The 12,926-nt window shown below is 73.1% G+C and carries 8 protein-coding genes; 3 read left to right on the top strand and 5 right to left on the bottom strand.

What is annotated here, in order from left to right:
- The first annotated feature begins 1 nt into the window (after position 1).
- Positions 2–679: a DUF6069 family protein gene (locus tag Q0Z83_RS18065; protein WP_317795118.1), complete on the top strand. Its 678-nt coding sequence runs from the start codon at positions 2–4 to the stop codon at positions 677–679.
- Here the strand turns inward: Q0Z83_RS18065 and Q0Z83_RS18060 are convergent.
- The 3 genes from Q0Z83_RS18060 to Q0Z83_RS18050 all read right to left on the bottom strand — a co-directional run bounded on the left by Q0Z83_RS18060 (position 659) and on the right by Q0Z83_RS18050 (position 6,899).
- Positions 659–2,164 carry a S8 family serine peptidase gene (locus Q0Z83_RS18060; RefSeq protein ID WP_317795117.1) on the bottom strand — a complete coding sequence of 502 codons (1,506 nt, stop codon included), beginning with the start codon at positions 2,162–2,164 and terminating at the stop codon, positions 659–661. The genes Q0Z83_RS18065 and Q0Z83_RS18060 overlap by 21 nt on opposite strands.
- Before the next feature lie 230 nt (positions 2,165–2,394).
- Positions 2,395–2,874 (bottom strand): hypothetical protein, encoded by a 480-nt coding sequence (locus Q0Z83_RS18055; RefSeq protein ID WP_317795116.1) that lies wholly within the window; start codon positions 2,872–2,874, stop codon positions 2,395–2,397.
- Positions 2,871–6,899 carry a polymorphic toxin-type HINT domain-containing protein gene (locus Q0Z83_RS18050; RefSeq protein ID WP_317795115.1) on the bottom strand — a complete coding sequence of 1,343 codons (4,029 nt, stop codon included), beginning with the start codon at positions 6,897–6,899 and terminating at the stop codon, positions 2,871–2,873. Before Q0Z83_RS18050 ends, Q0Z83_RS18055 begins: the two co-directional genes overlap by 4 nt.
- Before the next feature lie 393 nt (positions 6,900–7,292).
- Here Q0Z83_RS18050 and Q0Z83_RS18045 point away from each other — a divergent pair, with 393 nt between their 5' ends.
- Complete coding sequence (locus Q0Z83_RS18045; protein WP_317795114.1) at positions 7,293–9,947, top strand: family 16 glycoside hydrolase; 2,655 nt, start codon at positions 7,293–7,295, stop codon at positions 9,945–9,947.
- An 80-nt stretch (positions 9,948–10,027) separates the two neighbouring features.
- On the top strand, positions 10,028–11,290 hold the full coding sequence (locus Q0Z83_RS18040) for a M20/M25/M40 family metallo-hydrolase (protein ID WP_317795113.1): 1,263 nt from the start codon (positions 10,028–10,030) through the stop codon (positions 11,288–11,290).
- Here the strand turns inward: Q0Z83_RS18040 and Q0Z83_RS18035 are convergent.
- Together Q0Z83_RS18035 and Q0Z83_RS18030 are read right to left on the bottom strand one after the other, a co-directional pair.
- A complete protein-coding gene (locus Q0Z83_RS18035; RefSeq protein ID WP_317795112.1) occupies positions 11,277–11,918 on the bottom strand; it encodes an HAD family hydrolase in 642 nt (213 codons plus the stop codon). The genes Q0Z83_RS18040 and Q0Z83_RS18035 overlap by 14 nt on opposite strands.
- Before the next feature lie 29 nt (positions 11,919–11,947).
- Entirely contained in the window at positions 11,948–12,874 is a 927-nt protein-coding gene (locus Q0Z83_RS18030) for a quinone oxidoreductase family protein (RefSeq protein ID WP_317795111.1), read from the bottom strand.
- Positions 12,875–12,926: the final 52 nt, after the last annotated feature.

Here is a 12,926-nt window from a genome sequence, read left to right as displayed (position 1 = left end):
GGTGCGGACGCTCACGCTGCCCGGCGGCGCCCGCGTCGCCGTGGACACCGAGCACTGGCACGACGTGTTCGCCGTCGTCGACCGCGGCCGGGTTCAGCTGGAGTCGCGGACCGGTGAACCCGGCCCGGTCCTGGACCGGGACGCCGGTTTCTGGCTGCGCGGAACCGGTGTCCGGGCGCTGCGCAACCCCGGTCGGCGCACCGCGCGGATCCGGCTGATCACCCGAAACCCGAACAGTGGAGGCACCACCATGAGCGACACCCTGACCCGTCCCACCCATCGCATCCTCGGCTTCGTCGGTCGTGGCCTGCCGGCCGCGCTCGCGGCCACGGTGATCACCACGATCGCCGCCGCCGTCGTGCGGGCCGCCGGGGTCACCTTCGAGGTCCCGGCCGGCGGGGAGACGATCCCGTTGCCCGGCTTCGCCACCGTGACCGGCTTCTTCTCGCTGGTCGGGGTGGTCATCGCGGCTGCGCTGCTGCGATGGAGCGCCCGTCCGGCCGAGCGGTTCCGGTGGACGGCGGTGGCGCTGACCGTCGTCTCGCTGGTCCCGCCGTTTCTGGTGGGTGCGGCCGCCGCGACGATCGCGGCCCTGGTCGGGCTGCATCTCGTCGCGGCGGCGGTGATGATCCCGCTGCTGGTACGGGGGTTGCGGGCGTCAGCCCCAGCGCGACGATGACCAGTCGTCGCTGGACCAGAACCGGCCGGTCCACGCGGCGCCGCTCCACGCCCGGCCGCTCCAGGCCCGCCCGGTCCACGCCGGGTCGGTCCAGTTCTTCGAGCCGCCCCAGGAACCACCGGACCAGGTCGCCGACGCCCACGTCTTGGACGCGTAGGACGTACCGGTCCAGCCGTCGCCGGCCATCCGGTAGCCCATCCACACGCCCCCGGACCAGGCGGTCTGTGCCCTGGCCCGGGTGGCCCAGGTCGCCGCGTCGAACGGGCCGAAGATGGTGTTCTGGCCGCTGAGCTGCACCCCGTCGGCGGAGACGCGGCTGCTGCCCCGGGTGGTGTCGAGCATTCCGGCGCCGGTCGACTCGCCGATCGCGTCGCCGCCGCCGGCCGCGGCCCCGGCCAGCGCCATCGACACGTTGATCTCCTTGACGCCGAGCGTCGCGGCTTTGCCCTTACTCAGGTAGGTGCCGTTGATCAGCAGGTACTTGAGCTGCAACGGGGTCAGGGTCGGGCGGGCCTGCAGAACCAGGGCGGCGGCCGCGGCGGTGACGGCGGTCGCCTGGGAGGTGCCGGAGCCGCGGAACAGGGTGTCGCCGTTGCGGGCCGCCGGGAACGACACGTCGATGTTGGATCCCGGCACCCGCAGCGACGGGATCGACGTCCCCGGTGCGAGTACGTCGAGCGGGCGGCCGTTGGAGGCGAGGTTGGTGTAGGCGGACAGTTGGTCGTCGGCGGTGGTGGCGGTGCCGTAGGTGTCGGCCGCTCCGACCGCGATCACCGACGTGCCCTGGGCCGGGTGGGTGAGCTTGCCGTAGCCGTTGCCCTGGTTGCCAGCGGCCGCGACCACGGTGATGCCCGCCTTCCAGGCCTGCTGCACGGCCAGGGTCAGCGGGTCGTCCCAGACGGCCGGGTTGCCGCCGGTCCCGTACGACAGACTGATGATCTTGATCGGGTTCGCCGGGTCGTGGTTGCGGTTCTTCACCACCCAGTCGATCGCGGCGATCATCTGTGTCACGTCGACGGCTCCGTTGGAGGTGCCGACCTTGATCGAGGTGAGTCGGGCGCCCGGCGCGATGCCTTTCGTGCCGGTGGCGGTGTCGTTGCCGATGATGAGGCCGGCCATGTGCGTGCCGTGACCGTAGGTGTCGAGGTAGCGCAGGCTCGGGCTCTGCGATTCGAACGAGAGGTCGGGCCCGTTGACCACCTGGGCGGCCGGAATCCCGGGGACCGGGGCGACCCCGGTGTCGATCAGGGCGATCCCGACGCCCTTGCCGGTCAGCGTGGCGGCGGTGCCGGTGTCCGCGCCGATCGCGGAACGCACCTGCTTGAGCGTCGTCACCACGGACGTGGTGTCGCCCGCGGTCGTGCCGGACAGCCACATGCCGGACCAGCCGGCGTCGCTCAGGCCGCGATGTCCGGGCGCCGGGACGCCTGCGCCGACGAGGGCCAGCGCGGCCAGCGCCACGCCCGTCCGTGTGAGAGCACGCACGTCATGCGCCTCCTTCGGGTCGTTCCAGGCGCGTAGGGGAGGCGCCCGGCTCGCGATCAAGAGTGCACAGCCCGGACGGGTTCGTCGCGGTCGCGAACCGGTTACCGGCGGTTCGGCCGCGAAGATCACCGTCGTGGTGGCCGGAATCTGACGGGGAGTCTGCTCAGGAACCGGACCGGCCGGCCGATCGAGCGGCAGGCCTGGCGGGAGGGCCTGCCGCTCGCGGTGACTCAGGCGCCGGCGAGCCCGCCGGACGCCGCCCGCAGCGCGGCCAGCTCGGCCGCATCCAGGTAGGTGACCGGCGCGTCGAGGTCCAGCACGCCGACGCGTACACCGCCGCGGCTGCGGCCCTCGAATACGGTGTTCGACATCTGCGTGGCGTCGAACAGGTTCGGTGGGGCGGCGTACCCGATGCCGTCACCGATCCAGGCCACCAGCCCACCGGACCGGAACACCCAGGCGTAGATCTCGTCGAGCCCGGACCGCCAGGACGCGCCGTCCGGGAACTCGTCGAACGTGAGATCCCACAGCCGGATCTCCCACCCCGGACCGTCCATCACGAACGAGCCGGGTGTGACGACCCCCGGTAGGTGCCGGTCCGGGAAGTCGCCGTCGATCCACGCGCCCGGCCGGCAGAGCACGTAGAGGGTCACCCCCGGCCGGTCACCGCGGAACGGCTGCCGGAGGACGGCGCGGGCCGGGCCGGTCACGGTATGACACCCCAGTTGCGCAGCTGGTCGGGTGTCGGTTCGTAGGCCGTGGCCATCTCTCCCTTCCGGTTTCCGGCGGTCCACACCTGTACGGCGATCCACCGGCCGTTGTGCTGTCCCACCATGATCTCCACCGCGTCGCCCTGGGTGTGCGTCGGGACGAATCGCTTGACGGGGTTCTTCAGGATCGGACCGAGGATCGCGCGCAACTTGTCCGGGCTGGTCGCCTGCGACCAGTTGCCGGTCACGATGCCCGCCTCCTGCAGGTGCCGCCAGGCGTGGTTGAGCCGGTCGATACCGCCGAGCGCCGCCTTGATCGCATCGTCGCACAGCCCGGCCCCGTCGTTGTGTACCAGCACCGGGGTGCGTCCGGCCAGCACGTAGTAGGTGTGCAGGTCGGCGACGGTGAGGTTGTGGACGGTCGCGGCCCGGCGGCGGGGTTCGGCCGACGCGACCTGCACCCACCGGCCGGAGCCGTCGCGCAACCACTGCCCACTGCCGAGCCGGCTCGCGGCCACCCAGTCACGGCGCTCGGCCGACCAGAACCGGTGGGCGGCGGTCGCCGTCACGGTCCCGTCGCCGATCGACACGTCGACCAGGTCCTTGTCGCCGCTGCCGGTGATCAGTGCGGTGACCGGCTTCGGCTCGGTGACGCCGCGGACCGGGTCGGAGGCGAGCACCTCGTCGCCGACCCGGATCTCCCGGATCGGTTTCGTGCCGCCGTCACCGAGCAGCACCAACGTGTCCGGGGTGAAGCTGTTGCCGCCCCCGCAGGCCGCGCCGACCTTGTCGAACAGCCGCTTCAGTTCACGCAGCTTGTCGACGAGTTTCACACCACCGGAGGCCATCCCCAGCCCGGGGATCAGCGAGGTGGCGCTGAGCCCGGCGCCGACCCAGTCGCCCTGGGCCGCCGAGATCGCCCCGTCGAGCAGGTCGCACGCCTCACCGACGGCTGGAACCAGGCCGCACAGGGCCAGCCCGATCTGCAGCACGATCACCGCGGCCTGGTAGGTCTCCTCCAACTTCTGCCCGACCTCACCGAGCAGCTTGCACCCTTCGCTGTGCGGGTTGAAGCCGCACCTGAGTGGGTTCTTGATGGCGTCCAGGGCCTGTGCCCGGACCATCCGGCAGTACGAGCTGATGTTCGGCCCCAGACAGCGCAGACGCTGGTACTCGTCGCTGCCGCGGCTCTCCATCAGCTCCTTCATGCGCAGCGCCGCCTCGGCCTTGGCCGCCTCCAGCCCGGCCTGGGCCGCCTTGCCCGCGTCGAGTCCGGCCTGGACCGCCGACGCCACCGCGTTCGTCGCGTCCCAGGCGGCGGCCGCGGCACTGGACGCCGCGGTCTGGGCCGACGCCGCGGCGGATGCCGCCGACCCGGCGGCCGCGTCGGCGCTGCGGTCGGCGGCCGCGGCAGCCGCCTTGGCATCGGCCGCCGACCGGGCGGCCTGCTCGGCGGACCGTTTCGCCGCCGCCGCGGATTGGGCGGCCTGGTCGGCGAACCCGGCGGCCTGCGCCGCCGACTGGGCGGCCTGCTCGGCGTAGACGGCCGCCTCGGCCGCGGCCTGCCGGGCCACCGCCGCCACCCGGCCCGCTTCGGCGGCGTCGGCGCGGGCGGTGGCCGCCACCTGGTGCGCCTCGGCGACCAGCGACTGCACGGCCGCCACGTGACTGGTCTGCTCCACGTCGCGGCGGGCCGCCTCGTGCCGGCCGGCCTGCAGGAAGTAGCTGACGTAGGAGGCCGGTCCGGCCAGCGCCACCTCGGCCGCGTCCTTCAGCTCCGGCCCGGCGCCGGCCAGGCTCTGCGCGATCTCGATCCGCTGGTCGGCTTCGCGGGCCGTGTGCTGCCCGCGACGCAGGAACTCGTGCCGGTCGGCGGCGGTGCCGCCGAGCGCCTTGCGGGCGGCCGCGGTGGTCGCCGGCCCGGCACCGGACAGCATCTGGGTGATCGCGAGCCGGTCGGCGGCCTCCTTACCGGGGTACTCCCGGGTGCGCAGGAACCGCTGTACCTCGGCGTCGGTGCCGGCCAGCGCGGTCTCGGCGGCCGTCTTCTCCTCCCCGGTCACCGTGTCGGCCACCCGGACCAGGCGTTCCCTGTCGTCCTGAGCGGCGGCGAACGCGCGGCCCTCGGCCAGCCACAGCCGGACACCCGCCTCGTCGGCGATCAGCGCGCTCTTGGCCTGCTCCCGGGTCCACGATCCACCGATCCGGATCAGCCGCAGCGCCGCCCGGCGTCCCCGGTCGATCACCACCTCGGCGGGGGCGCCGGCCGTGGTGGCCTCGGTCAGCAGCCGGCGGGTCTCCGGGTCGACCCGGTCGTCCTCGACGGTGTCCCAGGCCAGGTTCCGGTTCCAGGCGACATCCCAGGGCTGGGCGGCCTCCGCGGCCTTGGCGTCCTGGGCGACCGCCAGGTTCTGCTCCTTGGCCAGGGTCCGTCGTTCCTCGTCGGCCGCACGGGCCAGCTGTTCGACGGTCGCGGCCTGGGTCGCCGCGTCCGTCGCGACCTGCGCGGCGTCGGCGGCGCGGGCGGCGTGTTCGGTGGCCTCGGCGGCCGCGTCGGCGGCCTCACCGGCGTGGGCGGCGGCCTCGTCGGCGGCCCGGGCCGCGGCCTCGGCATGGTCGGCGGCCCGGTTGGCGAACGTCTGCGACTGGCGTGCCGCGGCGGCCGAGTCGCGGGCGAACCGCTGGGCCGCGTTCGCCGCCCGGTTGGCCTGCGCGGCCTGCCGGCGGGCGGCGGCCGCCGCGTTGCGGGCCCGCTGCGCCTCGGCCGACGACACACCGGCCTGCTCGGCGGCCTCCTCGGCGGCGACCGCCGCGTCCAGCGCGTTGCCGATCGCCCGGCCCGCCGCCTGCGCGGACAGTCCGGCCTGCTCGGCGGCGGTGGCGGCGTGCCCGGCGGCCTCGGCCGAACGGCGCGCGCCGACTGCGGCGTCGCGGGCCTTCTGGGCCTCCTCGCGCGCCTTTCCGGCGGCCTGCGCGTTGCCGGCCGCCGCACCGGCGGCGACCCGGGCCCGCTCGGCGGCCTGCCCGGTCAGGGCCGCGGCGGCGGCCGCACGGCGGGCCGCGTCGGCGGCCACCGCGGCGGACCGGCGGGCCGCGGCCGCGGCGCCGATCGCCTCCTTGGCCGCCGCTGCCGCCTTGGCCGCGGCGTCGGCTGCCCGCCCGGCCGCGGCGCTCGCGGCGAGCGCGTTATCGCGGGCTGCGGCGGTCTCCGCGGCCGCGCGGGCGGCCGCCTGTTTGGCCAGCTCGGCGGCGCGTAGTGCCCGGTCGGCGGCGTCCCTGGCGGCCTGGGTCTCCAGCGCCGCCGTGGCGCCGGCCTCCTTGGCCAGGTCGGACAGCCGGGACACCGACGTCAGCTCCTGGTCGCGGGCCCGGGCCAGGAACTGGCCGGTGGCGATGAACTCGCGCAGCTCCTCGGGTGTGCCGGCGAGCGCCTGCTGCGCGGCCGTGTTCAGGTTGGGTCCGCTGCTCAGCGAACCGCCGGCGAGCATCCGCGCCGTCAGCAGCCGGTCGTCGACGCGCCGGGACTCGTGCCGGCCGACGGCCAGGAACTCGGCCTGCTGCTGTGCGGTGCCGGAGAGTGCCTGCTGGGCGGCGGTGCGGGTGGTGGGCCCGGCGACGGCCAGCGTCTGCGCCACCCGCAGCCGTTCGTCGGAGGCCCACGCGGTCTCCCACCCGCCGGTCACGAACGCCCGCACGTCGGCCGCCGAACCGGCCAGCGCCCGATCGGCGGCGGTCCGCACGGCCGGGCCGGTCGACGCCAACGCCTGTGCCCGCTCCCGGTCGTCCTGCTCCTCGGCCCGGGCACGCCCCTCGGCCAGATAGGCCGCCACCTCCGCGTCGGAGCCGAGCAGCGCCACCTCGGCGGCCCGGGCGACCGACGGACCGCCGGTGAGCAACTGCTGCAGGATCTGCGACCGGTCCGCCACCGGGTCGGCCGCGGCCGCCGCGGCCGGCACCGACAAACCACCGATCATCAGGAGTACGGCCAGTGCTCCGGGTATTCCCCGGCCTGTTCGCCAACGCATTCTCTCCCCCATTCAGAATGGCAACGGACCGTTTTCCGGTACGACTCATGGCCCGGTCGCGAATGGCGCGCGCCGAGCAGGGTGAATCAGTTTTCGGGAATCAGATCATTCGCGGTGAGGGGTGTCCGGTGCCGGTTCGACCCGCACGCGGGTGGCGCGGTGCACGGCTCGGCCCGCAGGTGGCTGTGCGGTCGCTACCAGCACAGCAGGTCTCCACAACGAATCCATGTGATCAAGCCCCCGCCAGGACATCAGTGGTCGTCGATCCGGAGTGTAACCCAAGAGTCGCGTCTCGTGGTGCACGAGCAAATTTCCGGCATCGACAATTCGGCGCCCGTGCGTATGATGCCAATCAATTGATGGTGCTTGCCTTCGAGCGGGGGTTCCGGGCTGATGAGATCGATGTGGGGCCGTATCGTGCCCGTTTTATCGGTGGTCGTGGTGGCGGCGGTGACACCCGTGTCCGGGGCGCCCGCACACGCCGCGGACGAACCACAGCCGGTGGTCGAGGACTACGCCTACCCCGGCGCCGACCGGATCCTGGCCGACCACGGTCTCAAGATCCTCACCGGGGACGGGCGGATCCGCCACGTCGCCGACTGCACCGGCCGGGACGACGTCTTCCGGGTCGAGAGCCTGGCCGGATCGAGCCTGCGGACCCACTGCTTCGAGGTCCTCGGCCCGCGCGGGTTCGTCACCATGGACGTCCCGAACGTGTTCCTCGTCCAGGGCGCGGACCGGACCGTCATCGCCAAGGCCACCTACCGGGGCGAGACCGAGACGGTCACCGTCCCGCCGGACGGCTACGAACCGATCGGCGGCGGCAACGCCACCCACACCCTGGTCGAGCTGCGTGTCGCCGGCACCGACCCGCTGCCCGCCGGACCGGCCGCCGCCCAGCCGTACGTCGCGAAGATCGACGCCGGCGGCCGCGGCTGCACCGCCGTGCTCGTCGCCGCCGAATGGCTGGCCACCAGCAAAGCCTGCCTCGGCGACACCCTGCCGCAGCCGGCCACGGCGATCATCGGACGGGCCGACCTGCTGCGCTCCGGCGGCACCGAACGCGCCATCACCGAACTGCTGCCGCGCGCCGACCGCGACCTGACCCTGGCCCGCCTCGACCAGCCGGTCACCGACATCACCCCGGTCACCCTCGGCGCCACCGCGCCGGCCGTCGCCGGGACGATCCAGAGCAGCGGGTACGGCCGGGGCGCCGACGGCTGGCCGGCCACCGCGGTCCGGACCAGCGGTTTCACGGTCGCCGAGGTCGACCCGAGCACCCTGACCCTGGCCCGCGCGGGCGGCGCCGGTACCTGCAAGGGCGACGCCGGCGGACCGGTCCTGCGTACCACCGGCGACACCGTGGAACTGGTCGCCATCCAGGCCAAGTCGTGGCAGACCGGCTGCGCCGGAGTCACCGAGACCCGCGACGCCGCGGTGGCCGTGCGCACCGACGACCTCGCCGGCTGGATCCGGGAGAACACCGTCGACGCGTGCCAGACCACCGTGGAGAGCGGGTTCACCGCCCTCTACGACGGGCGCAGCGCACCCCGCGACAGGTGGTCACCGGCCGTGGCCGAGTCGAACTGCACGTTCCGCGCCGACGGCGGGGCGAGCCTGGTGCGCTACACCGGCGGCCGCGCGCCCCTCGCGTACACCCTGCGCGCCGACTGGAAGGCGACCTCGGCCACCTCGGACGCCGGGGTGATCGTCGGCGCCACCGCCGGCGGCGACACCGCCCGCGGCATCGAGGTGCAGATCAAGCCGGGCGGCACCGGCGACACCGCGACCGGTGCCATCACCGGCCGCAACGCGCCGACCTCGGACGCGCAGCGCCCGGTCGGGTCGTGGAACGCCTTCGAGATCACCGTCGCCGGTCGCCGGGTGACCGTCCGCCTCAACGGCACCGTGGTCAACGACTACCAGGTCACCGACCCGGCACTACTGCTCGCCGCCGGTTCGATCGCGCTGCAGGCCGACCCGGCCGGCTCACCGGTGTGGTTCCGCAACATCCGACTGCGCACCGACAACGCCGGCTTCACCACCGGCACCGTGCCGGTCCTCTACGACTACGGCAACGGCCTGACCCGGCTGTGGCAGCTGCAAGGCGTCGGCGGGCAGCAGCCCACCGTCACCGGGCGGGTCGCGTGGGACTCCGGCACCGGCAATTGGGAGGCCGCCCGCACCAAGCCGGTCAGCGGCGACTTCACCGGTGACGGCACCCTGGACCTGGGCCTGTTCTACAACTACGGCAACTCCCGGACGGCGCTGTTCGTCTTCGACGGCATAACCGGCACCGGAAACGTCACCGGCCGTCTGGTGTGGGACTCCGGTGTCGGCTCCTGGGACTGGAACCGCATCCGCGCGGTCGGCGGCGACTTCAACGGCGACGGCCGCGCCGAGATCGGCGCGTTCTACAACTACGACGGCGCCCAGACCCGGCTGTTCGTCTTCGACGACATCGCCTCCGGTGTCGTCGTCCGCCAGACCTGGGACTCCGGTGCCGGCGCCTGGGACGGCACCCGCGCCAAGTACGTGGCCGGGGACTTCAACGGCGACGGCCGCGCCGAGATCGGCGGGTTCTACAACTACCCCGGCGCCCAGACCAAACTGTGGATCTACGACTCGGTCAGCACCGGCGCGCTCACCCGGCTCGCCTGGGACTCCGGGGCCGGCAACTGGGACTGGAACCGGATCAAACTCACCGGCGGCGACTTCAACGGTGACGGCCGGGCCGACATCGGCGCGTTCTACAACTACGACGGCGCACGGACCCGGCTGTTCGTCTTCGACGCCTCCGGACCCACCGCCAGTGCCCGACAGTCCTGGGACTCCGGTGCCGGCGCCTGGGACTGGAACCGCATCAAAGCCGTCACCGGCGACTTCAACGGCGACGGGCGTACCGAGATCGGCGCCTTCTACAACTACGACAATTCACTGACCAGGCTGTTCGTCTTCGACGGCATCGGCGGCAACGCCGCCGCCCGCCAGGTGTGGGACTCCACCCAGGGCGGCTGGGACTGGAACCGGATGATCACCCTCACCTAGGTCTCCTACGGACGGGTACGGGCCCGCGGTAACCGCTCGATCAGAGCGCCGCGGGCCCGTACCCCTTTAGGATCTCGGCCGTGACCGCAACCCTCAGTGACGCTGAAGTGGCCGCCCTGCAGGCCATCGACGAACCGGCCGTCGGCCGGGATCTGCTGGAGATCCTCGCGGTCCCCAGCGTGACCGGCAGCCCGGCCGAGAGCGAACTGCAACATCTGCTCGCCGCCCGCCTCGATCGGCTCGGTCTCGACGTCGATCTGTGGTCGATGGACCTGGCCGCGTTGCGCGCCGATCCGGCGTTTCCCGGCACCGAGGCGCCGCGCGAGGAGGCGTGGGGCCTGGTCGCGACCACCGCGGGCGACGGTGACGGGCCGACCGTCATCCTCCAGGGACACGTCGACGTGGTACCGCCCGCGGATTCCGCGCAGTTCATTCCGCGCACCGAGGGCGACGAGATCCACGCTCGCGGCGCCTGCGACATGAAAGCCGGAGTCGTCGCCAACCTCGCCGCGCTGACCGCCATCCGGGCCGCCGGCATCAAGCTGCCCGGGCGGATCGCCGTGCACTGCGTGGTCGGTGAGGAGGACGGCGGTCTCGGCGCCTTCGCAACGCTACGGCGCGGGCACACCGGCGACGCGTGCATCATCACCGAACCGACCGGTGGCACCGTCATCACCGCCAACGCCGGCGCGCTGACCTTCCGCATCGAGGTGCCCGGAGCGGCCACCCACGCCAGCACCAGATACGCCGGAGTCAGCGCCATCGACTGCTATCTGCCGCTGCACGCCGCCCTGACCCGCCTGGAAGCCGCCCGCAACACCGGCATCGACCCGCTGATGGCCGACTACCCGATCCCGTATCCGCTGGCCGTCGGCATCGTCCGCGCCGGTGACTGGGCCAGCACCGTGCCCGACCTGCTGGTCGCCGAAGGCCGGCTCGGCGTCCGGCTCGGCGAGGACCCGGCCGCGGCCCGCGCCGACCTGGAACGCTGCATCGCCGAGACCGCCGCCGCCGACCCGTGGCTGCGCGACCACCCACCGGTCGTGACCTGGACCGGCGGCCAGTTCGCCAGCGGCCGCCTGCCCGCCGGACACCCCCTGGAGGACCTGATCCGCGACGCGCACCGCGACGTCACCGGACGACCCGGACTGCCGAATCGGGGCGCACCGTACGGCAGCGACCTGCGCCTCTACTCGGCCGCCGGGGTGCCGACCCTGCAGTACGGGCCGGGCGACGTCCGCCTGGCGCACAGCGCGCACGAGAAGGTCTCCCTCACCGAGACCGTCCAGGTGACCCGCACCCTGGTCCTGGCCGCGCTCCGATCGCTGCTCACCCCGCGGTGAGGACGATGCGGGTCAGCTCGGCCAGGGACCCGATGCGGTGGGTGGCCTGCGTGAAGTCGTGCGACCTGGTGAACTCGTTGTGCACGACGGCGCAGTCGATGCCCGCCGCCACCGCCGATTTCAGGCCCCGGGACGAGTCCTCCACGATGAGCGTCTCGTCCTTGGCCGCCCCGAAACGCTGCAGGGCGGTCAGATAGGGCTCCGGATGCGGCTTGGCGAGCCGGTAGTCGTCACGCACCAGGACGAAGTCCATGAACCGCCGGATCTGGCGCCCGTCGTGGATGATCTCGAAGTCGGCCCGCTTCGAGGTCGTCACGATCGCCATCCGGACGTGCTTCGACAGTGCGGCGAGCGCCTCGACGACCCCGTCGATCTCGATCGCCTCGGTCCGCAGATACTCCTGGTAATAGCCGTCCCGGACCTTGCGCTGCCGGCCGATGGCGGACTCGTCGACACCGGCCGCGACGGCCTGGTCGAAGGCACCGAGCCCCCGGCTCATGTCCCGCAGATACCGATCGCGGTCCACCGCGAAACCGATGTCGGCGAGCGCCCGTTCGCTGGCCAGGTAGTACCAGGACTCGGTGTCCACCAGCACGCCGTCATTATCGAACAGGATGTACTTCTTCACGGCCGGATGGTAGCCGCCCGCCGACCGGCCTACGGCACCAGAACGATCCGGCCGTCGGACTCGGCGGTCCATGCCCGGGTGATCTCGGCGAGCGGCACGGCCTCGGCCCGTACGCTGATCGCGCCCTCGGTCACCGCGGCGGCGAGTTGCGGCAACTCGGCGATGAAGTCGCGCGCGGGCACCGAGCCGATGCCGCTGCCGACGATCTGCAGCTTGGCCGAACGCAACGCGACCGACGGCACCGGCGCGACCGACCCGCCCATCGACCCGATCTGAACCCAGGTCAACGGCACCGAACGGTCGGCCCGGGCGGTGAGCATCGGGACCATGGCGTTCGCCGCCGGCTCACCCCACACGTAATCCAGGACGACGTCGACGTCGGCCGCCGTTTCGAGCCGGTCGAGGGTGCACGTCTGGTCGGCGCCGAGTTCCGGCAACTCGGCCAGCCGGGTCGCGTCGCGTCCCGCGGCGATCACGTGCGCGGCGCCGAACAGCTTCGCCACCTGCACCGCCATCCGCCCGGCGTTACCGGTCGCGCCGATGACCAGCACGCGCTGCCCGGGCGGGAACGCGATCCGGCGGCGCAGCGCGACCCAGGACGACATCGCCGGATTCATCGCGGCGGCGATCCGGACCGGGTCGACACCGTCCGGTAGGACCACACTGCGGCGTACGTCGATGACGGTGCGCTCGGCGAACGTCCCGTGGTTGGTGTCGTCGAGTGCCACGTACCGCAGTCGCCCGTCGCGGTCGCGGACCACCCCGTCGGCCCCCGGGACCAGCGGAAACGCGCCGGTGCTGCTGTAGTGCGACCCGTTGGCCTTGGCGCGGGTGAGGTGGTGCAGGCCGGCCGCGAGGACGTCCACCACCATCTCGTCGTCGCCGGCCGGGACCGGCTCGGGGTGCTCGCGATAGACCGGCGGGGCGTCGAACGCGGTGAGAACGGCAGCGTGCATGGTCGACCTCCAAAGGGCGAGATTGTTTGTATTACCAACTACCTGCCTCCAG

The organism is Actinoplanes sichuanensis (assembly GCF_033097365.1).
Classification (GTDB): Bacteria; Actinomycetota; Actinomycetes; order Mycobacteriales; family Micromonosporaceae; genus Actinoplanes; species Actinoplanes sichuanensis.
This window is presented reverse-complemented; position numbering and strand designations above follow the sequence as displayed.

Excerpts from the sequence above, each read along its gene's own strand:
- Q0Z83_RS18050 (WP_317795115.1), bottom strand. The coding sequence starts at position 6,899 with ATGCGTTGGCGAACAGGCCGGGGAATACCCGGAGCACTGGCCGTACTC.
- Q0Z83_RS18030 (WP_317795111.1), bottom strand. The coding sequence starts at position 12,874 with ATGCACGCTGCCGTTCTCACCGCGTTCGACGCCCCGCCGGTCTATCGC.
- Q0Z83_RS18045 (WP_317795114.1), top strand. The coding sequence starts at position 7,293 with ATGAGATCGATGTGGGGCCGTATCGTGCCCGTTTTATCGGTGGTCGTG.